Annotated in this window: 18 protein-coding genes; 17 read left to right on the forward strand and 1 reads right to left on the reverse strand. The window is 60.2% G+C overall.

Annotated features, from left to right (window positions below; genetic code table 11):
* Positions 1-102: 102 nt before the first annotated feature.
* From LCU97_RS17885 to LCU97_RS17965, 17 genes are all read left to right on the forward strand, one after another.
* Complete coding sequence (locus tag LCU97_RS17885) at positions 103-1,233, forward strand: serine hydrolase domain-containing protein (protein WP_371259603.1); 1,131 nt, start codon at positions 103-105, stop codon at positions 1,231-1,233.
* 178 nt (positions 1,234-1,411) lie between these two features.
* Complete coding sequence (locus tag LCU97_RS17890; protein WP_232777357.1) at positions 1,412-2,560, forward strand: acyltransferase family protein; 1,149 nt, start codon at positions 1,412-1,414, stop codon at positions 2,558-2,560.
* 26 nt (positions 2,561-2,586) lie between these two features.
* Positions 2,587-3,753 (forward strand): efflux RND transporter periplasmic adaptor subunit, encoded by a 1,167-nt coding sequence (locus LCU97_RS17895; RefSeq protein ID WP_232777358.1) that lies wholly within the window; start codon positions 2,587-2,589, stop codon positions 3,751-3,753.
* Complete coding sequence (locus LCU97_RS17900) at positions 3,753-6,926, forward strand: efflux RND transporter permease subunit (protein ID WP_053154087.1); 3,174 nt, start codon at positions 3,753-3,755, stop codon at positions 6,924-6,926. The genes LCU97_RS17895 and LCU97_RS17900 overlap by 1 nt, the downstream gene beginning before the upstream one ends.
* Before the next feature lie 78 nt (positions 6,927-7,004).
* Positions 7,005-8,006, forward strand: coding sequence for a zinc-dependent alcohol dehydrogenase family protein (locus LCU97_RS17905; RefSeq protein WP_053154090.1), 1,002 nt, complete (start codon positions 7,005-7,007; stop codon positions 8,004-8,006).
* Entirely contained in the window at positions 8,003-9,193 is a 1,191-nt protein-coding gene (locus LCU97_RS17910; RefSeq protein ID WP_053154093.1) for an MFS transporter, read from the forward strand. Before LCU97_RS17905 ends, LCU97_RS17910 begins: the two co-directional genes overlap by 4 nt.
* Before the next feature lie 90 nt (positions 9,194-9,283).
* Positions 9,284-10,204 (forward strand): LysR family transcriptional regulator, encoded by a 921-nt coding sequence (locus LCU97_RS17915; RefSeq protein WP_082339817.1) that lies wholly within the window; start codon positions 9,284-9,286, stop codon positions 10,202-10,204.
* A 321-nt stretch (positions 10,205-10,525) separates the two neighbouring features.
* Positions 10,526-11,548: a beta/alpha barrel domain-containing protein gene (locus LCU97_RS17920; RefSeq protein ID WP_232777359.1), complete on the forward strand. Its 1,023-nt coding sequence runs from the start codon at positions 10,526-10,528 to the stop codon at positions 11,546-11,548.
* Positions 11,548-12,738 (forward strand): isocitrate/isopropylmalate dehydrogenase family protein, encoded by a 1,191-nt coding sequence (locus LCU97_RS17925; RefSeq protein WP_053154099.1) that lies wholly within the window; start codon positions 11,548-11,550, stop codon positions 12,736-12,738. Before LCU97_RS17920 ends, LCU97_RS17925 begins: the two co-directional genes overlap by 1 nt.
* Positions 12,735-13,442 (forward strand): RraA family protein, encoded by a 708-nt coding sequence (locus LCU97_RS17930; protein WP_053154102.1) that lies wholly within the window; start codon positions 12,735-12,737, stop codon positions 13,440-13,442. The genes LCU97_RS17925 and LCU97_RS17930 overlap by 4 nt, the downstream gene beginning before the upstream one ends.
* A gap of 39 nt (positions 13,443-13,481) precedes the next feature.
* The gene (locus tag LCU97_RS17935) at positions 13,482-14,651 is read left to right on the forward strand and encodes an LLM class flavin-dependent oxidoreductase (RefSeq protein ID WP_053154105.1); all 1,170 of its coding nucleotides are present in this window, start codon (positions 13,482-13,484) and stop codon (positions 14,649-14,651) included.
* The gene (locus tag LCU97_RS17940; protein WP_232777360.1) at positions 14,648-15,208 is read left to right on the forward strand and encodes a flavin reductase family protein; all 561 of its coding nucleotides are present in this window, start codon (positions 14,648-14,650) and stop codon (positions 15,206-15,208) included. The genes LCU97_RS17935 and LCU97_RS17940 overlap by 4 nt, the downstream gene beginning before the upstream one ends.
* Positions 15,209-15,236: 28 nt before the next feature.
* Positions 15,237-15,605: an antibiotic biosynthesis monooxygenase family protein gene (locus tag LCU97_RS17945; protein WP_053154108.1), complete on the forward strand. Its 369-nt coding sequence runs from the start codon at positions 15,237-15,239 to the stop codon at positions 15,603-15,605.
* A 62-nt stretch (positions 15,606-15,667) separates the two neighbouring features.
* A complete protein-coding gene (locus tag LCU97_RS17950) occupies positions 15,668-16,657 on the forward strand; it encodes an NAD(P)H-dependent flavin oxidoreductase (protein ID WP_053154111.1) in 990 nt (329 codons plus the stop codon).
* 18 nt (positions 16,658-16,675) lie between these two features.
* A complete protein-coding gene (locus LCU97_RS17955) occupies positions 16,676-17,452 on the forward strand; it encodes an alpha/beta hydrolase (protein WP_053154114.1) in 777 nt (258 codons plus the stop codon).
* The gene (locus tag LCU97_RS17960) at positions 17,449-18,327 is read left to right on the forward strand and encodes a DUF6282 family protein (protein ID WP_232777361.1); all 879 of its coding nucleotides are present in this window, start codon (positions 17,449-17,451) and stop codon (positions 18,325-18,327) included. Before LCU97_RS17955 ends, LCU97_RS17960 begins: the two co-directional genes overlap by 4 nt.
* A 96-nt stretch (positions 18,328-18,423) precedes the next feature.
* Positions 18,424-18,816: an ester cyclase gene (locus tag LCU97_RS17965; RefSeq protein ID WP_232777362.1), complete on the forward strand. Its 393-nt coding sequence runs from the start codon at positions 18,424-18,426 to the stop codon at positions 18,814-18,816.
* Between the two features lie 70 nt (positions 18,817-18,886).
* On the opposite strand, the gene LCU97_RS17970 is transcribed toward LCU97_RS17965, so the two are convergent.
* Positions 18,887-20,317, reverse strand: coding sequence for a diaminobutyrate--2-oxoglutarate transaminase (locus LCU97_RS17970; RefSeq protein WP_232777363.1), 1,431 nt, complete (start codon positions 20,315-20,317; stop codon positions 18,887-18,889).
* Between the last annotated feature and the right edge of the window lie 5 nt (positions 20,318-20,322).

A 20,322-nucleotide genomic window follows, 5' to 3' on the forward strand; every position in this document is an offset into this window, starting at 1 on the left:
GCCGTCTGCGACCTAGCATGGCGACGTCCATTACAGCAGGGAATCGCGATCATGACCGCTAAAGAATCCATCCAATTATCCAGCGCTATCGCCACTGACCCCATGCAGACGCGAATCGACGCTGCCCTGGCCAGTGCCATCGAAGACAAACGCCTGGTGGGCGCCGTGGTGCTGGTCGCCCGTCGCGGCGAAATCACTTATCGCAACGCCGCGGGCCTGGCCGACCGAGAGGCTGGCCTGCCGATGCGCACCGACGCCTTGTTCCGGCTCTCTTCGGTTACCAAACCGATTACCTGCGCCGCCGCCCTGGCCTTGGTGGCCCAAGGTCGCATTGGCCTGGATGATCCTATCGCCCGCTGGCTACCGGAGTTCCAGCCAACCCTGGCGGATGGCACCCGAACGCCGATCAGCGTACGCCAATTGCTGAGCCATACGGCCGGCCTGGGCTACGGTTTTCTCGAAGCCCAGGGTGGCGGTGCCTACGCGCGTGCCGGTGTGTGCGACGGTCTGGAAAACGCGCCGCTCACCCTGGAGGAGAACATCCGGCGACTGGCAACCGCGCCGCTGCTCTATCGCCCTGGTACCGATTGGGGGTATTCAATTGCCACCGACGTGTTGGGCGCGCTCATCGCCAGGGTATGCGAGAGCAGTCTGGCCGATGCGATCAATCAACTGGTGTGCGAGCCGCTCGGCCTGACCGATACCCGTTTCAATGTTATCGACACCTCCCGCCTGACGGCTGCCTATCTCAATGCCGATCCCGCGCCTCGTCGCATGAATGGCGTCGAAGTGATCGAGGTTTTCGAGAACACCGCAGGCATCCGGATGGATGCGGACCGGGCCCTCGACAGCAGCGCCTACCATTCCGGGGGCTCCGGGATGATCGGCTCCGCCGAAGAATTCCTGACCTTGCTCGAAACATTGCGCCAGGGGGGTGGCCCTCTCATGCCGGCAAACCTGGCGAAAGAGATGGGAACCGTCCAGACCGGCCAACTGGAGCTCGCCAACTGGCCTGGCCGCGGTTTCGGCCTGGGGTTCACCGTGTTGACTGACCCGCCGGCGGCACAAACCCCGGAGTCCGTCGGTACCTGGCGCCTGGGTGGGGCTTTTGGTCATTCCTGGTTTGTCGATCCGGCGCAGCAGATCTCGGTGGTCGCGTTCACAAATACCGCGTTCGAGGGGATGTTCGGGCAGTTCACCGTCGATCTGTGCAATGCCGTGTATGGCGCTTGAATGACGCATGCCTTGCGCTGCGATAAGGAGACATCATGAAAAGACCGGCTTGAAAGCCGGCCTTCATGCGAATGCAGTTTGAGTTGTTCAGCTTTGTTTTGGCGATCTGCCCCATGGAATTGGCCCGGCACTTCGGCCTTCGACAGTGCCACGGATCTTTATTGAAAGGTATCGACTCATGACGCATTCACGCCTGTACCACAGCCATGCCAACGTGCGCCTCGACTCTCTGACGGGATTTCGGTTTGTCGCCGCCGCCCTGGTGTTCCTCTTTCATGCCTCACTGACCAAAATCATCGGGTTCAATCCTTTTGCCGACCAGCACATCGTCGCCGGCTTTCAGCGCTTGTTCAGCGTGGGCGGCTGGCTTGGGGTCTCGTTTTTTTTCGTGCTCAGTGGTTTCGTCATCACTTGGTCGGCCCGCAGGAACGATACGCTCGGGGCATTCTGGCGTCGACGCCTGGTCAAGATCTACCCCAACCATCTGGTGACCTTCATCCTGGCAATGATCGCGTTCGCCGTACCGCTGACGGCCCTCGGCGCCTGGTTGCCCAACTTGTTGCTGATCCACGCCTGGGTGCCGGACATGTCGGTCTTCCTCAGTGTCAATGGGCCCTCCTGGTCCTTGTGCTGTGAATTGGTTTTCTACCTGGCGTTCCCGTTTCTCCTACGCGCGTTGTGGAAGGTTCCAGCGGACCGACTCTGGTTGACCGCCGGCCTGACCGTCTGCGCAATGGCTGCAACTCACTGGCTCATCGCCGAGTTTGTCAACGATGCGCCCCAGATCGCCGAATACCCGATCTCCCTGAACCAGTGGTGGTTGGCGTATTACTTTCCGCCACTTCGTCTGTTCGAATTCGTTCTCGGCATGCTGATGGCGCGGATTCTGATGACGGGACGCTGGGTTGCCATCCCGGTCGCACCGGCCCTGACATTGGCGACGGTGGCGTACTTCCTCGCAGGAGAAGTGCCCTTCATCTACAGCCTGTCACTCACCACCGTCATTCCGATTGCCTTACTGATTACCAGCCTGGCTGCCGCCGATGTTGCGCAACGCAAATCCTGGTTTCGCCATCCGCTGATGGTCTGGTTGGGGGAGATTTCGTTCGGGTTCTACATGATCCACCTGCTGATCATGATGTGCGTGACGTCGCTGTTGGACGGGCAACGTTTTGCTGTTGTACCGGCGTCTCTCATTCTCGCGGCCACGTTCTGCCTGTCGCTCCTGGGTGGCTGGCTGCTATTTGCGTTCGTCGAGCGGCCCGCCATGCGGCGCTGGGGCAGGGCCAAGCCGATCGAACGGCCATTGAGTGTCCCTCAAGTCTGATTTTTCCATTAGAAAGGATGCTTGCCATGTCATTGTTTATTCGCAGGTTGACCGGCGTGCCCGCTTGGGCACTAGGGGTATTGGTGCTGGTGGCACTAGCCGGCCTGGCAATCGGCACGCGGTCGCCGGTTGCCCAGGCTACAACCGCCTCCGCGCCGCTGCCCCAAGTGCAAGTGATGACTGCCGTCACACGTGATGTCGTTGACTGGCAGAGCTATACCGGTCGCCTGGTCGCCACCGACACCGTGGTCATCAAGCCTTTAGTGGCCGGTACGCTCATCAGCGTCCACTTCAAGGACGGCGCGCTGCTGCGCAAAGGCGACCTGATGTTCGAGATCGATCCGCGCCCCTATGCCGCCACGCTGCAACAAGCCCAGGCCGCGCTGGTGGCAGCCAGGTCGATGAGTCTGTTCGCCCAGAAAGAGCTGCAGCGCTACGAGCATTTGATCACCAGCAATGCCATCGCAAAAACCGACCTGGACAAGCGCATACAGAGCGCCAACGAAGCCCAGGCCAGGGTCAATGAAGCCCAGGCCAGGGTCGAGTTGGCCCGACTCGACCTGGAGCACACCCGCATCCTCGCGCCGTTCGACGGTCGAGCTTCACGGGTAGAAGTGACACCGGGCAATATCGTCGACGTGGGGGAACGCTCCACGGCCCTGACAAATCTGGTGTCGATCTCACCGATCTACGCTGACTTCGATGTGGACGAGCAAACCTTCCTGCGCTACCTGGGCAACCGCCCGGCGGCCGATCCGGTACCGGTCATGCTCGGCTTGGCCCATGAAGAGGGTTATCCACGCAAAGGCAACCTGAGCTCCCTGGATAATCGCCTGGATACCCGGTCAGCCACTATCCGGGTCAGAGCCAGTTTCGACAACAGCAACGGCGAGCTGCGCCCGGGCCTGTTTGCCAGGGTTCTGCTGCCAGGCAGCGCCAGCCGCCCCGCTACCCTGGTTGACGACAGCGCCATCGGCACCGACCAGGACAAAAAATACGTCCTGGTGGTCGATTCAGAGGGCCGCGTTCAGTACCGCCAAGTCAAGCCAGGGATACGCCAGGGCGCGCTACGTGTCATTGACCAGGGGATCGAACCCGAGGAACAGGTTGTCGTCAGTTCCTTGCACCTGGCGACGCCGGGCACCCAGGTTGCTCCGGTACGCGCGCCGTCACAACCACAGGCGCAACAATGATGAACATGTCCGGATTCTTCATCGACCGTCCGATTTTTTCCGGTGTCCTCAGCGCCCTTGTACTGCTGGCCGGCATTCTCTCACTCACGCGACTTCCGGTGTCGGAGTATCCCGATGTCGTGCCGCCGTTGATTGTGGTGAATGCTCAATACCCAGGTGCCAACCCCAAAGTGGTGGCTGAAAGTGTCGCCGCGCCCCTTGAAGAGCGCATCAACGGTGTGGAAGGCATGCTGTACATGCAATCCCAAGCCAACAGCGACGGTACGTTGGCGATCAACGTGACGTTCGCCTTGGGCACGGACCCGGACAAGGCTCAGCAACTGGTGCAAAACCGGGTATCCGAAGCCCTGCCGCGCCTGCCAGCCGATGTACTGAACCTTGGAGTGACCACCAGCAAATCATCATCGACCCAGACCCTGGCGATTCATCTGGTGTCGCCCAAAAACGAATACGACGCCAACTACCTGCGCAACTATGGCGTGCTGAACATCAAGAGCCAGCTCGAACGTATTCCCGGTGTCGGCGAAGTGCGCATCTGGGGCGGCGGCGATTATGCCATGCGCATCTGGATCGACCCCGACAGCGTGGTACAGCGAGGTCTCACCGCTGGCGAGGTGGTCCAGGCCATCCGGGAACAGAACATCCAGGTCGCGGCCGGCGTCATAGGCGCTTCACCCATGCGTCCTGGCGTCCCGCTGCAGCTCTCGGTCAATGCCCAGGGTCGCCTGAAAACCGAAGAGGAATTCGGCAACATCGTCGTCAAAACGGTGCCGGATGGAGGCGTAACGTACTTGCGCGATGTGGCCCGGATCGAATTGGCGGCTTCGACCTACGCGCTTCGCTCACTGGTGGACGGACAACCGGCGGTGGGCTTCGGCGTCTTCCAGATGGCGGGCGGCAACGCACTGAATATCTCTACCCGTGCCCGGGAAATCATGGCTCAAGCCAAGGCCGATATGCCGGCCGGCGTCGATTACAAAATCGTCTTCGACCCGACCCAGTTCGTTCGCTCCAGCATCGATGCGGTCATCAGCACCCTGTTCGAAGCCATCGTGCTGGTCGTGCTGGTGGTCATCGTGTTCCTGCAGACGTGGCGGGCCTCTGTCATTCCCCTGTTGGCCGTGCCGATATCCATCGTTGGCACACTGGCGTTCCTGCTGGCGTTCGGATTCTCAATCAACGCGTTGTCATTGTTCGGCCTGGTATTGGCGATCGGCATCGTCGTGGATGACGCGATCGTGGTCGTGGAAAACGTCGAACGCACGATTAGCCAGGGACTGTCACCTCGCCAGGCGACTCACCAGGCGATGGCAGAAGTCAGCAAACCAATCATAGCCATCACCCTGACGCTGGTTTGTGTGTTCATTCCGTTGGCGTTCATGCCCGGTCTCTCCGGTGGGTTCTACCGCCAATTCGCTTTGACCATTGCCATTTCCACGGTGATTTCGGCGTTCAACTCGTTGACGCTTTCTCCCGCCCTCTGTGCGCTGCTGCTCAAGCCACATGGCGCACCGAAGGATCCGCTGGAGCGTGGCATCGACAAGGTCATGGGGCGTTTTTTCAAGGGTTTCAATCGCCGGTTCAAGCAGGCCGAGAACCGCTATGGCGCCGGCGTACGCGGTGTCCTGGCGCACAAGGGCAGGACGTTCGCGTTATTCGGCGTTCTGCTGTGTGCCTGCGCATGGCTCAGCCACACGTTGCCAACGGGGTTCGTCCCGGCACAAGACAAGGAATTCCTGGTGGGTTTCGCCCAATTGCCCGCCGGAGCCTCGCTGGACCGCACCGAGCAGGTCATCCAGCAGATGAACGACATCGCACTCAAGCATCCTGGCGTTGCCCATACGCTCGAGTTTCCTGGCATGTCCGTCAACGGCCTGATGAATTCCTCGAGCTCGGGAATCATTTTCGTGATCCTCAAACCCTTTGCCGAACGCTCCGGCGAGGCGCTGGGGGCGAACCGGATAGCAGCCGACCTCAATGGCGAATTCGGCAGGATTTCGCAGTCCTTCACGGCAGTCTTCCCGCCGCCACCGGTCCTGGGCCTGGGAACGCTTGGCGGTTTCAAATTGCAGATCGAGGACCGGGCGAGCCTGGGCTATGTCGCCCTCGACAGCGCAGTCAAAGCCTTCATGACCGAGGCTGCCAAAGCGCCGGAACTGGGGCCGCTGTTCTCCAGTTACCAGATCAACGTGCCCCAACTGGATGTCGATCTCGACCGGGTCAAAGCCAAGCAGCTCGGCGTTTCGGTGACCGATGTGTTCGAAACCCTGCAGATTTACCTGGGATCTTTGTACGTCAACGACTTCAATCTTTTCGGGCGTGTCTACCAGGTTCGGGCACAGGCCGATGCGCCGTTCAGGGCCAATCCCGAAGACATCACGCGCTTGAAGGTACGCAATGCATACGGCGACATGGTTCCCCTGTCGACGTTGTTATCGGTCGATCCCGGTTACGGGCCGGAAATGGTCGTGCATTACAACGCCTTTACAGCGGCGGACGTGAACGGCGCGCCTGCCCCTGGTTACTCCTCGGGCCAGGCGGAGGCGGCCATCGAGCGCATCGCCCGGCAGACCCTGCCTCAAGGTATACGCATGGAATGGACAGATCTGACTTACCAGCAGCGGCTGGCCGGTGACGCAACCGGTTGGGTACTGGCGGTCAGCACGTTGCTGGTTTTCCTGGTACTGGCGGCACTGTACGAAAGCCTTTTGTTGCCGCTGGCTGTGATCCTGATCGTGCCGATGGGTGTGCTCTCGGCGTTGGCGGGCGTCTGGCTGACCGGAGGCGATAACAACATCTTCACCCAGATCGGCCTGATGGTGCTGGTGGGCCTGGCGTCGAAGAACGCCATCCTGATCGTCGAGTTTGCCAGGGAACTGGAACGCCAGGGACATACCCCGATGGACGCCGCCTGGGAGGCCAGCAAGCTGAGACTTCGACCAATCCTGATGACCTCGATTGCCTTTGTCATGGGCGTCGTTCCCCTGGTGATTTCAACCGGTGCCGGAGCAGAGATGCGCCAGGCAATGGGCGTCGCTGTGTTCTTCGGCATGTTGGGCGTGACTGCATTCGGACTGCTCTTCACACCGCTGTTCTACGTACTGGTTCGCAGCGTCGGCCGCCGGCTACCCCAGCGCCAACCAATTCCCATTGCGGACACATATATCCGTTAACACCGGAACTCCAGCGCGTTTTTCTGCATTGGACGCGCCTCTAGACTGCAAACGTTCCCAATCCTTGCGAGAAAAGCCATGACACGTGTCGTTCGGTTCCATGAATATGGTGATCCAGAGGTTCTGCGGATCGAGGATTTACCAGTCGCCCAGCCAGGCCCCGATGAGGTCCTCATCCGCGTAAAAGCCATCGGCCTCAACCGCGCCGAATCGATGTTCAGGCGCGGCCAATACCTTGAACAGGCCGAGTTTCCCAGCCGACTGGGGTATGAAGCAGCCGGTGTTGTCGAAGCCGTGGGCAACGCCGTGCACGACTTCGAAATAGGTGACCCAGTCAGCCTGGTCCCCCCTTCCAGCATCGCTCGATGGGGGACCTATGCCGAGCAGGCGGTAGTCCCGTCGGCGATGCTGGTCCGGCATCCCGACACGCTCAGCATGGAACAGGCCGCAGGAGTCTGGATGCAATATCTTACGGCCTGGGGCGCATTGTTGCCCGTGGCGGGACTGGTCGCGGGGGACTTCGTTCTCATCACCGCGGCTTCGAGCAGCGTCGGCCTGGCCGCCATCCAGATCGCCAACCGAGTAGGAGCCATCCCTATCGCGGTGACCCGTGGCGAGGAGAAGGTGCGCAAACTGCTGGCGGCCGGTGCAGTCCATGTAATCGTCAGCGACAAAGAAGATCTGGCAGCGCGCGTCGAGCACATCACCGCCGGTGATGGCGTCCGGGTCGTCTTCGATCCTGTCGGCGGACCGGGTATCGAGCATTTGGCGGATGCCACCCGCCGCGGCGGCATCATCATCGAATATGGAGCCCTGAGCAACGAGCCCTCGCCCTTTCCGCTTTTCACCGTGTTGGGAAAAAGTCTCACGCTGCGGGGCTACCTGCTGCACGAAGTCGTCAACGATCCCGTCCTGTTTGCCCAGGGCAAGGCATTCGTATCCAGCGGTCTGGTGGACGGCAGCCTGTTTCCGGTGATCGCCAGGACGTTTGCCTTCGAGGAAATAGTCCAGGCCCACCAATACCTGGAGGCCGGCGAGCAGTTCGGCAAAGTCATCGTGACCCTGGAGGACAGGCCATGAAACTGTTCAACCCGTTGTTCTTCATTGCCCTGGGTTTGTTCGGTGTCTACACCATTGAGTTCGGCGTGGTCGGTATTCTGCCGGTGATCATCGAACGCTACAGCGTCAGCGCCTCCGAAGCGGGTTATCTGGTGGGCCTGTTCGCCTTGATCATCGCCGTGTTCGGCCCCTTCATGGTGCTGTGGTTCTCGCGTTACAACCGCAAGCGAATCCTGACCCTGTCGTTGTTCATCTTCGCCGGTTCCAGCGCCCTGTCGGCTTATGCGCCCAATTACGGATCACTCGCGATCCTGCGGATCATCCCGGCGTTCTTCCATCCGGTGTATTTCTCTCTGGCGTTTGTCGCCGTGGTGTCTCTTTATCCCAAGGAGCAGGCGACGCAGGCGACGGCCAAGGCGTTTGTCGGCACCAGCATGGGCATGGTGCTCGGCGTACCTATCACAACCTGGATCGCTGCGCGTTTTTCCTACGAAGCCGCTTTTCTGTTCTGCACCGCGGTCAACGTGATTGCCGGCCTGGGCATCATCGCCCGGTTACCCGATACCTTTGCCGGACAGCGGACGCCTTATGGGGAACAGCTGGCCATCCTGCGCAAACCGACGCTGTGGCTCAATATCCTGGCCTCCACACTGATTTTCGGTGCGATGTTTTCGGTGTATTCCTACAGCGCCGAATACCTGTCCCGTGAAGCCGGCATGAGTGGTGAAGTGATCAGTGCGATGCTGATCCTGTTCGGCGTGGGCGGAGTGGCCGGTAATCTGCTGGCAGGCCGCTTGCTGTCAAGAAACAAGGTGGGCACCACGCTGATGCACCCGGTCATGCTGGGCGCGGCGTACCTGATCCTTCACTTTTTCGCCAGTGCGGCCATCTTGCCAATGATCTTGATCGTTGTGCTGTGGGGAGCCACCCATACCAGCGGCCTGATCGTCACCCAGGTCTGGCTGACCTCCGAAGCCCCGGAGGCTCCAGAATTCGTGACAGGTCTCTACATTTCGTTCATCAATCTGGGGGTAACGCTTGGCGCGACAGCGGGCGGGTGGTTCCTCGCACGCATGGGCATGGAAGGCACCATTGTCAGCGGCTTGGTCTTCTGCGCGCTGGCAGCCACGACGATCGCGACCAAGGTGCTTGTGTATGGGGCACGACATCCGGGACTTGCGCCGGAAACCCAAGCGGTTTTGCACTAAAGTCATTCATCGGAGACCGTGGAGAGCCACGGTCTTTATCGAATTCAGCGGAGTTTCTATCGATCGGAACCACTCGGACGGAGTCACGATATGGATGTTAGCAGCACCTCACTCATAGCCACGCAGGCCGTCGATTTCCCTGTGGACAGTACCCAGTTCGATTGGGAAAACCTTCGGTACTTCATCGCCTTCGCGAGAATACGCTCCCTGGCCGCCGCAGCGCGTTCATTGAACGTCGAACACGCTACCGTTTCACGACGGATAGCTGCCCTTGAAACAGCATTGAAAATACGCCTGGTGGACCGACGCAGCCACCGATACGAGTTGACCGAAAACGGCGAACGGATCGCCCAGCTGGGTAACCGTATGCAGGAAACGGCCTGCGCGTTGAGTCGCGCGGTCTGCGCGATACGTACCGATAAAGTCGCCGACATAACCCTTAGCTCGCCGCCCCACCTGACGACGCATTTCATAGCGCCCCATCTCGGTCGGTTAAGGGGGCAATGCCCTGACGTCAATGTGCGGATCCTCTCCAACCCGCGCATGGCCTCCATGGCCAGGCGCGAAGCGGACATCGCGATCAGCGTCGGACGACCGACCGAGACGGATCTGGTCATACGCAAGATCGGCACCCTGGACTTCGGTTTCTTTGCTGCACCGTCCTATCTTCAGAACCGCACCGCCTCAACCTATGAATTCATTGCCCATGACGATGAACAGGAACCCTCCCCCCAGCGCATCTGGCTGGAAAATGCCGCAGGCCAGCGGCCCGTCGTTCTGAGGGTCAAATCTTTCGACGTGCAGGCCGAAGCGGCCAGGGCGGGGGCTGGTATCGCGTTGCTGCCGGTCTTCATGGCCGATGCCCCCGGCGGTTTGCAAAGGGTTCCAATCGAAGAGAAGCCGTTACATGCCGAACTATGGCTGGTGGTCCATCGCGACATGCGAACGGCCCCGGGAATACGGGCAATGATGGATTTCCTCATACATTGCTTTGCACAAGAGCATCGTTAATAAAAGGTTCGACAGCATTGGGAAATTTTTAACAGCCGGTGTTAAAAACAACCTGTTTACAACCTATAAGACATTGTCCAGTATCAAACCAGGTCAGGCAAACACGCTTTCACCTTAACCAGACCTCGCACCCAGCCACACCCGCTACACACCTATAATAATAATCCCCCTGCCCATACGATAAATAACACTGCCTTTACTGGCAGATCGTTATGCGTATGCGGCTGCGCAAGACATTGCTACTCCTGATTGCCTCTGTTTACTCGAAGTAAAAACGGCACACTTGCGTGCCTTCGAAAACATGATAAAGGGATTGCACTCATGAGCCAGATAAAGATTATCGATGTCACGCTGCGAGACGGTGGGTACCGTAATGATTTCAATTTCACTGTTGATTACGCCCAATCTGCAATTTCTCAAATGATCGAAGCCGGCATTCCTTATTGCGAAATCGGTTACCGCAATGGTTCGTTCGTACGCAAGCACGAACATGGCCTCACCAGCGCTGTCGACGGTCGCTACCTGAGCGCTGTCCACGCCGCCGCCGCAGGGCGGATCGACTTGTGCGTCATGGTGCATCCGCACAATGTCGGCGCCGGTGACTTTCAAGTGCTCCAGGAGCATGGCGTGTCAATGATCAGGGTTTGCCTGCGCCGAGACCGCCTGGAAGACGGGTTGGCCACCGTGCGGCTAGCCAAGACCTATGGCTTTCAGGTCAGCGCCAATATCACTCATGTCACGACCCTGGGCCCCGCAGAAATTTCCGACATGAGCTTGCGCGCGGAAAACGCCGGGGCAGACTTGCTGGTGTTCGCGGACTCCAATGGCAATATGATTCCGGCCGATGTCGACCGGCTGATCACACGAATATCCAGTCGGGTCCTGATTCCCCTGGGGTTTCATGCCCACAACAACTTGTCCCTGGCGCTTTCCAACTCGATCGCCGCCATGGATGCCGGGGCGGAATACATCGATGCGTCCATCTGCGGCATGGGCAAGGGAGCCGGCAACCTGCACCTGGGAGTGTTTGTCGCGTACCTGCACCGTGCCGGTATTCGCAATGACTATGACCTGGTAAGCGCCCTGCATTTATCCCAGCTCACTGCCGATACCGTCCCGGCCAGCAGCCTTCCATTGTCGCTGACGGATGTCATGATGGGCACTTACAACATGCCTTTCGATGTTCAGCACCGCTTGGACGACGTGATCAGAACGCACAACCCTGCGTCAACTTTCCACGCCCTGCAGATATTGCATGAACAAGGTCGCCGCAAGCCTGAAAGAACCATCAAGCCATTGCCGACAACGTTGTCGCCTTCGCTTGCAAGTGGAGGTGTCCGCTAATGAGCCAGCGCCATCAAGTATGTGTATTGGCAGGCGACGGCATTGGTGTCGAAGTCACCGAGGCGGTACTGCCGTTATTCGAAGCCCTTGAACTTCCCCTCGATCTCACGTTTGGGGATATTGGTTGGAGCTGCTGGCAAAAAGAAGGAAATTGCATTCCCGATAAAACCTGGGACTTGATAAAGAATAGTCACGCAACGTTGTTGGGTGCGATTACCAGCAAACCACTTCGCGAAGCAGAAGCAGAACTTTCGTCAACACTCAGGGGCACGGGGAGAGTCTACGTCTCGCCGGTAATCCAACTTCGCCAGCAGCTCGGGTTATTTGCCAACGTACGCCCTGTTACCGATGTATTGGGCAATAACCGTTATCGTTTCTCGGTGATCCGAGAGAACACCGAGGGCCTTTATGCGGGGCTGGACTTTGCAAGCATTCCGCCAGCCTTCGAGCCGATACTGGCTGAGCGCGAACGCAATGGAGCGCCGTGGACGCGAGAGAGCTGCACCGATGCCACGATGACGGTGCGCCTGCAAACCCGCGCAGGGCTTTCACGGCTGTTCCGCTTTGCCTTCGAGCACGCGCGCCGGCAAGGCTATGACCGCGTCACGCTGGCGGATAAACCTAACGTCCTGCGGTACAGCGGCGCGTTTGCCCGAGAGATCCTGGAGTCGGTTGCCGCGGATTTTCCCGACATCCAATGCAACATCGATAACGTCGACGCCGTTGCGCTGTGGATGGTCCGACGGCCCGAGCGCTTCGGAGTGATCGTGGCCGAAAACATGTTCGGCGACATTCTTTCCGACCTCGGGGCCGGAGTCATGGGTGGCCTGGGCCTGGCACCCAGCGCGAACATCGGGGTCCAGGGAGCCTACTTCGAACCGGTGCATGGCAGCGCGCCCGCCTACGCAGGGCTGCATCGGGCCAACCCGAGCGCGATGTTCCTGTCAGTCGCGCTGATGCTTGAACACCTCGGGTACGTGCATGCCGCCCAGGCGACTCGCAACGCCGTTGCCCAGGTCGCGCGCAGTGACTGCCGCACCTACGACCTGGGAGGAACGGCCAGTACCTTCGAAATGGCAGCAGACATCGTCAAGCAAACCCTCGAATGGGCGGCGCGGCTTGACGGACCGACATCCCGGCAGTTCGGAAACCTGGACAAGCACGCCCTGGAAAAAGGAGCCCACGCATGAACGCGATCATCTCTCACACTGTGCAAGACAACGATGCGCTGCTCAAAGCCTGCGAGATACTCGACACCGCCAGTCTGTCGGATGCACTCGATAGCCTGGGGCTGGCCGGGGGCCTGGCAGGGCTCAACCAGCAGGTACCGGGAACCCGCTGCGTGGGCTTCGCCTATACGGTGTTGTACGAGCCTGTGCAGGAAAGAAACGGCTTCAGAACCGCTGCCAACTACATCGATGAGGTACCGCCCGACGCGGTCATTGTTTCCAGCAACCCTGGGCGCACCGACTGCACAACCTGGGGCGACATCCTGACCCACGTCGCGATAAGCCGGGGCATTCGCGGCACGCTGATCGACGGTGCCGCACGGGATATCGACACGGTCCGACGCCTGAACTACCCGCTGTTCAGTCGTGCCCGCTTCATGCAGTCGGCAAAAAACCGAGTGCAGCTCAAGGCAACCCAGGTACCCGTACAGATATCCGGGGTCACGGTCAATCCGGGTGACCTGGTGATCTGCGACAGCAGCGGCTGCCTGGCAATACCTGCCGAGAAGGTCGAAGAGGTCATCCAACGCGCCCAAGCCGTCGAGCAGACCGAGAAGGACATCATCCAGAGCGTCAGCGAGGGCCTGACCCTGGAACAGGCCCGCGCCCTGCACCGCTATGACCAGCCCTGGCTGTCATCCAGGGAAAAGCAAGCCAACGTCTGAGCTGCGCCTATTCCATTCCTTTGAAAGAGTACTCATGACATGACCACCACAAACGTGTCCATTCGCAAGCCCAATCCGGTGCGCGACAGCCAGAACAAAATCAAACTCGGTGTGTTCGGTTTCAACATTGAAGGCGGCTGCACATTGACCACCGCGCCGGAGCGCCACCGAGCGGCTGATTGGCAAAGCAACCTGGCGATCGCCACCCTGGCCGATCGCGCTGGCCTTGAGCTTTTGTTGCCCGTGGGCCGTTGGCGCGGGTGGGAAGGCGCCAGCAATCCGATGGGCGTTTCCTACGAAACCTACACTTGGGCCGCCGGCCTCGCATCGGTCACCGAACAGATCGCGCTATTCACCACGTCGCACTTATCCACGGTCCATCCCTTGTTTGCCGCCAAGCAGGCAGCGACCATCGATCACATCAGCGGTGGCCGTTTCGGCTTGAACATGATCTGCGGTTGGTTCGGCCAGGAAATGGGCATGTTCAATGGTCACCAGCGCGACCATGACAAACGCTACGACCATGCCGATGAGTGGATCGCAATCGCCAAGGCAGCATGGGAGGCCAACGGGTACTTTGACTATGAAGGCGAGTTCTTCAACGTCAAGCAAGGCTACGCCGAACCCAAACCGATCAACCGGCCGTTCCTGATGAACGCCGGCGGCTCTCCCAGGGGCCGCCAATTCTGTGCCCAGCATTGCGATGCGGCGTTCCTGATCCTCAAGCACGAAGATGACGACGACACCATCCGCGCGCAGATCAAGGCCTATCGCGACCTGGCGCGCCTGGAACATGGTCGGGAGCTGCAGATCTGGGTCTACGCCTATGTCGTTCACGAAGACACTCTGGATCAGGCACACCAGCAGCTCGACTACTACGTGACCCAACATGGCGACGACGCCGCGCTGGATAACGTGACCCGCGAGATCGGCGTGCAAAGCGGCATGTTCAAGGATGCCGCCGATGCCGAGCGTTTCCGTTTCCATTTCAAGGCCGGGTTTGCTGGCGTGCCGTTGGTAGGCACCTCCCGGATGATCGTGGACCAGATGCAGCGCTGGTCCGACCTGGGCGTGGACGGCATCAACCTGACCTGGCTGGATTACCACAGCGGGCTTCAGCGCTTCGTCAAGGACGTGTTGCCGCTGATGGAGCAAGCCGGCCAACGCGCGCCGCACAAACCTGGCAGGATCATGGAGGCCGTGGCATGAGCAGATATTCTCAGGCCCGCAGTGCTTCGGGCAACGTTACGGTCTTGCCGGTCGCCACCGACGTCGATGCCGGAGAATTGGCGGATCAGTTCAAGAGCGCCATGCGCAGGCTGACGTCAAGCGTAGCGATCATTGCCAGCCGCGACGGCGATGCGCCGGTGGGCATGGTCGCGACTGCGGTGATCTCCGTCAGCACCGCGCCTCCCGCGCTACTGATTTGCATCAACCGCTCCGCCAGCCTGCACAGCCCGCTCATGCTGTCCGGACGCTTTAGCGTCAACCTGCTTAGCGCGGCCCATAGTGCCCTGGTACCGGTGTTCGCCGGCCAGGTCAAAGGCCCCGAACGTTTTGCCCATGGTCAATGGGAAGACATCCAGGGCTTGCCCTGCCTGGCGGATGCACAGTCGAGCCTTATCTGCACCCTGGACAAACGCCTCGGCTACGGCACTCACGACGTCATCATCGGCCGCGTCGACGCAGTCCAGTTCGCCGAGCCTATCAATCCATTGCTTTGGGAAAACGGCAGCCCGGCAAGATCCGCCCGACTGACGCAATGACCCGCCCCCATCCCGAGGAGAATGACTCATGACTCAGATCGAACAATTCCAGGTGCCCGCATCGGATGAAGACCAGGCCATTTTTCTGGTGAACGTCGTCCATGTGAACCCAGGCCAGCAAGATGCCGCCCTCGCCGTCCTCCGCGATACCGTCCGGTACGTGGCGCAAACCTACCCGGCCTTCCAATGGAGCCGACTGTACAAAAGCCTCGATGGGAAAACGGTCATCAACCAGGCGCAATGGAGCAGCAAGGACGCCTTCGACTCGTTGTTTCACGACGAGTCATTCATGTCGCGTTACTCAGGGCTCAAGGACACCGGGACCTGGGAGTTCCACCTTTACCAGGTGAGCGATTACATCCCCCAGGCGCTGACCGCGGCACTCATCGCTGAGTGAATCCAAAAGCCAGAACGGGCAGGCCCGCACCGGCCCGCCCGCCAAAGAAAAGGAGTATCGATATGGCTGATCTCACCACGCGCCTCACACAACGCTTCAATATTTCCCACCCTATCGTCCTCGCGCCGATGGGCGGGGCCTCGGGGGCAAGGCTGGCCACCGCGGTTTCCAAAGCCGGAGGGTTGGGGCTGGTAGGCGCCAGCTATGGCGACGAGCAGTGGATGCGCACCGAGCTGGCGCCCATGCGGGAACTGAAGCAGCCATGGGGCGTTGGCCTGGTGATGTTCACCGTGGCCCGAAACATGGCGCTGCTGGACTTGGCCCTGGAATACGGACCAAGCACTGTCGCATTGTCATTTGGCGATCCGTCGGCATTCGTGCCAATCATCCATCGGGCTGGCGCGAAAGCCATCGTGCAAATCCATGAACTGGACCAGGCCCGTGCGGCCCTGGACGCCGGCGCCGATGCGTTGATCGTCCAAGGTGCCGAGGCCGGCGGACACAGCTTGCGTCGCGGCCTGATGCCCCTGTTGCCCGCCGTGCAGGATCTGATCGGCGACAAGATTCCGCTGATTGCAGCCGGAGGCATCGCAGATGGGCGTGGCATGGCGGCAGCCCTGATGCTGGGGGCCGACGGGGTCATGCTAGGCACACGTTTCCTCGCGTCCGAGGAGGCCCTGCCCTCGAACGCGTTCAAGAAGCGCCTGATCGAATCCTGTACGTCGGACACGGTGCGCACGCGAATTTTCGATCTGGTGCGCGGCATCGAATGGCCTGAACACTATAGCGGGCGGGCCATTGCGAACCAATTTTCGCAAGCTTGGCTGGGCCGCGACGAGGCGCTGCGAGAGGCGCCGGACTCGATCCGCCAGGACTACGCCAGGGCTGTCCTCGCGGACGACCTCGACCAGCGGGCGATCTGGGCAGGTGAAGTTCTGGATCTGGTGGGGGACATCAAACCCGCCCGCCAGATCGTCCACGACCTGTTGAGCGAAACCACGCGGATCTTGCGCAACAGCCAGCAACTGTTGGCTCTCGACAAAATCGCCTGATCATCCGGGAGAAAGATTATGCAAACGTCCAATGCAGTCAGCAGCCAATGGGGCGATGGCAATCAACTGGCGGTGGTGATGTCGCCGGTCATGCCTGTTTGGGATGAAGGACAGTTCTTCAACCCCATGATCGCCCCACTGGTAAAAGCGGGTTACCGGGTGGTTATATTCGACACGTTATCGCTACTGGCCGACGAAAACGAATCGCTCGAGGATTTTTCCAAACGTTGGCAGCCAGTGTTGTCCGGCCTGGGCCAGATCGATCTGCTGGTGGGCTCGGCCCTGGGTGGCGCAGTCGTCCAGGCACTGCTGGGCAGCAGTCTCGCGCCCCATGTCAGCAACGTGCTGTTGCTGTCCTCGCCTGCCCTGGCGGATGGAATTCTTGACGGTCGACTGGGAAGAATGGCTGATCTGGCGCTGCTCGGCGAGCTCGAGCAAGCGCTCCAACTGCTCGATCAACTCGTACAACCGGCGACCCGGATACGCCCCAGCGCACCAATCGACATCGACCAGGCCAGCGCCGCACTCCAGGCCAGACGCCTGCACTTGGGTTTCCGGCTGCTCAATCGCCTCGACCTGCGGCAAGCCAGCCACAGCTTTGCCGGTGCGTTATTGACCGTCTATGGCGAACAGTCACAGCTCGTGCGAGGTATCAATGTGCATGTCAACGAGCAGGCACGCCACTATCGGTTATCCATCCCCGACGGCGGCATGCGCCCATTGCTCGACGCGCCCGCATTGGTCATGCGCACCGTGCGCGACCACTTGGGTATCGACCTGGAGGTGGCCGCATGAACCACCCACGGCGTTTGCTCGAGGCTGCCTTTATCGACGTGCATTATCACGCAGGTCCCGACGCCTACCTGCGGCGCCACGGCGTGATGGAGGCGGGTCGTCGCTACCGCTCGTTGAACGGCTGGGTGGTACTGAAGAATCACCTGGGCTGCAGCGCTGCGCAAGCCTGGGAGGCCCGGCAGGAAGGGCTTCCGGTCTCGGGCTCTGTGGTGCTCAACGAAATCGCCGGCGGTATCGATTTCAGGGTAGTGCAGCGTTCGCTGTGCCATCACGGGGACAGCGAAGCCCGGCTGATCGTCCACCTTCCCACCGTCACGGGCCGCACCCACCAGTCCCGCCTCAAGCGCAACAGCGGTCATTGGATTCTGGATCAATACCCGATCCGGCCGCTGACAGTCAGCCAGGAGGGGAAATTGAACCCACAGACCGTGGATGTACTGCGAATGGCCCGGGACTACCCGATCGTCATCTCCACCGGCCATGCCGACGCTCAGGAAGTCCGTTTGTTGATAGACGCAGCCGTGCGGTTGGATGTGCCCAGATTGATGCTCAACCAGCCGGCGAATCCCTTGACCGGGTTGGACGCCAGCGCCCTGCTGGAACTGGCGCAAGCGCCCATGGTGTACACCGAACAAACCGCCCTGACCTATCTGCTCGGCTATCAGCCATGGGAAGACTTCAGCAAGGTTCTACACGACGTACCCAGGGCGCTCTACAGTTCCGACCTGGGCCAGACTTCGCAGCCTGATATCGAACAATGGCAGGTAGACAGCTTGCTGTGGTTCGAGCGAATGGGATTAGGCAGTGAGCGAACGCAGCAGGTCAGCCTGGCGAATGCGCGGGAACTGTTGCAGCTTGAGCCGTCGAGCGCATAAACCGACGCTCTATAGACGCCATGGCTCGGGCAATGATATGACTCGGCACAGTGTGACTAAGCTCTGCGAACAGACACATAGCGGAGAAACGTTCCCATGCCCTTGAATCTTGCCGATCTTTATAGCGACTACCTTGGCTGCCTGAATGCACAGGATTGGGAAAGCCTGGGCCATTTTGTGCACGAGGATGTGGTTCACAACGCAAGACCGTTAGGCCTGTATGGCTATCGGAGCATGCTGGAAGCGAACTATCGGGATATCCCTGACTTGCACTTTGCAATGGAATTCCTGGTGATCGATCCTCCCAAGGTAGCGGCTCGCCTGGTATTCAACTGCACGCCAATTCGGGAATTCATGGGCCTTACGGTGGATGGAAAAAGAATTTCGTTCGCGGAAAATGTCTTCTACGCGTTCAAGGACGGCAGGATCCACGAGGTCTGGTCGGTCATCGACAAGGACGCAATCGAAGCTCAGCTCCAATCAGCGTAGCGCGGGCCTCGGGGCTGAAAAGCAATGCCCCGACAAGTCGGGGCATTGCTTCAGGCGTTAGCGCCCTGCTTCACGCAATGTGCAGCGCCCTTCCCTTGACCTCTTCCAGAGCATTGACCAAGGCAACCCGGAAGCGCTCGACCAATACGTCAACTTCCTCAGGCTGGATAATCAACGGCGGCAGGAATCGCACAACGGCCCCATGGCGCCCTCCCAGCTCCAGAATGACCCCCAGACGCAGGCACTGACGCTGGATGGCCTGGGCCAGGGCCGTATCCGCAGCCGGTACGCGAGTATCACTCGGCTTATCGCTGACGATCTCCACCCCCACCATCAGGCCTCGGCCACGCACATCGCCCAGGCACGCGTAATCGCCTTGCAACCGACGCAGATGCGCCATCAGTCGTTGCCCCATGACATCGGCGTGCCCTGGCAAGTTTTCACTGATGATGTGGCGCAGCGTCGCCGCCCCCGCCGCCATCGCCATCTGATTGCCGCGGAATGTGCCGGCATGGGCGCCTGGTTTCCAGGTATCGAGTTCTTCGCGGTACACCATCACGGCCAACGGCAATCCTCCTCCGATGGCTTTGGACAGCACGAGGATGTCCGGCTCGATATCCGCGTGCTCGAAAGCGAACAGCTTGCCGGTACGACCCAGGCCGGTCTGCACTTCATCGATGATCAGGGCCACGCCAAACTTGCGGGTCAATTGGCGCAGGCCCTGGAGCCAGCGGATCGGCGCCGCGATCACTCCGCCCTCGCCCTGCACGACTTCGACCACCACGGCCGCGGGAGGCAATACACCCGACTCCGGGTCGCCGAGCAACTGCTCGATAAAATGCAGGCCTGCATCGATACCGGCTTCGCCGCCGATGCCGAACGGGCAACGGTAGTCGTAGGGATACGGCAGGAACTGCACGTCAGCCATCATCGAGCCCAGTGCCTGCTTCGGCCCCAGGTTGCCCATCAGGCTCAATGTGCCAAGCGTCATGCCATGATAGCCGCCGGAGAACGACAGGATCGGTTTACGTCCGGTGGCCGTCCTGGCCAGTTTCAATGCCGCCTCGATGCCATCGGCACCGGTCGGACCGCAAAACTGGATGCGCCCATGACGGGCAAAGTTTTCCGGCAGCGCATCGAACAGGTCTTCGACGAAACGATCCTTGACCGGTGTCGTGAGATCCAGGGTATGCAAGGGCAAACCCGAGTCGAGCGTTTGCCGCATGGCCGCAATGGCGACCGGGTGATTGTGCCCCAGCGCCAGCGTCCCCGCCCCTGCCAGGCAATCCATGAACAGTTGCCCCTGGGTATCGCGGACATAGAGGCCATGGGCCTCTTGCAGCGCCAACGGAATACGCCGCGGGTAAGACCGCGCATTCGACTCACGGGCGGCCTGGCGTTGCAGGTACGGGTTGGTGTTGAGTTCACGCGGCGCTTGCTGGCGAAACTGTTCCAGTGTGAAGGTTGCGCTGGAAGATAGACGGGGCTGGACGCTTTCCATATTGA

The organism is Pseudomonas uvaldensis (assembly GCF_021271205.1).
Taxonomy (GTDB): Bacteria; Pseudomonadota; Gammaproteobacteria; order Pseudomonadales; family Pseudomonadaceae; genus Aquipseudomonas; species Aquipseudomonas uvaldensis.

Bases quoted from the DNA above. Each gene is read 5' to 3' on its own strand.
- LCU97_RS17965 (WP_232777362.1), top strand. From the start codon at position 18,424: ATGCCCTTGAATCTTGCCGATCTTTATAGCGACTACCTTGGCTGCCTG.
- LCU97_RS17950 (WP_053154111.1), top strand. From the start codon at position 15,668: ATGGCTGATCTCACCACGCGCCTCACACAACGCTTCAATATTTCCCAC.
- LCU97_RS17945 (WP_053154108.1), top strand. From the start codon at position 15,237: ATGACTCAGATCGAACAATTCCAGGTGCCCGCATCGGATGAAGACCAG.
- LCU97_RS17915 (WP_082339817.1), top strand. From the start codon at position 9,284: ATGGATGTTAGCAGCACCTCACTCATAGCCACGCAGGCCGTCGATTTC.
- LCU97_RS17900 (WP_053154087.1), top strand. From the start codon at position 3,753: ATGAACATGTCCGGATTCTTCATCGACCGTCCGATTTTTTCCGGTGTC.
- LCU97_RS17925 (WP_053154099.1), top strand. From the start codon at position 11,548: ATGAGCCAGCGCCATCAAGTATGTGTATTGGCAGGCGACGGCATTGGT.
- LCU97_RS17910 (WP_053154093.1), top strand. From the start codon at position 8,003: ATGAAACTGTTCAACCCGTTGTTCTTCATTGCCCTGGGTTTGTTCGGT.
- LCU97_RS17940 (WP_232777360.1), top strand. From the start codon at position 14,648: ATGAGCAGATATTCTCAGGCCCGCAGTGCTTCGGGCAACGTTACGGTC.
- LCU97_RS17905 (WP_053154090.1), top strand. From the start codon at position 7,005: ATGACACGTGTCGTTCGGTTCCATGAATATGGTGATCCAGAGGTTCTG.
- LCU97_RS17960 (WP_232777361.1), top strand. From the start codon at position 17,449: ATGAACCACCCACGGCGTTTGCTCGAGGCTGCCTTTATCGACGTGCAT.
- LCU97_RS17885 (WP_371259603.1), top strand. From the start codon at position 103: ATGCAGACGCGAATCGACGCTGCCCTGGCCAGTGCCATCGAAGACAAA.
- LCU97_RS17930 (WP_053154102.1), top strand. From the start codon at position 12,735: ATGAACGCGATCATCTCTCACACTGTGCAAGACAACGATGCGCTGCTC.
- LCU97_RS17920 (WP_232777359.1), top strand. From the start codon at position 10,526: ATGAGCCAGATAAAGATTATCGATGTCACGCTGCGAGACGGTGGGTAC.
- LCU97_RS17890 (WP_232777357.1), top strand. From the start codon at position 1,412: ATGACGCATTCACGCCTGTACCACAGCCATGCCAACGTGCGCCTCGAC.
- LCU97_RS17955 (WP_053154114.1), top strand. From the start codon at position 16,676: ATGCAAACGTCCAATGCAGTCAGCAGCCAATGGGGCGATGGCAATCAA.
- LCU97_RS17935 (WP_053154105.1), top strand. From the start codon at position 13,482: ATGACCACCACAAACGTGTCCATTCGCAAGCCCAATCCGGTGCGCGAC.
- LCU97_RS17895 (WP_232777358.1), top strand. From the start codon at position 2,587: ATGTCATTGTTTATTCGCAGGTTGACCGGCGTGCCCGCTTGGGCACTA.
- LCU97_RS17970 (WP_232777363.1), bottom strand. From the start codon at position 20,317: ATGGAAAGCGTCCAGCCCCGTCTATCTTCCAGCGCAACCTTCACACTG.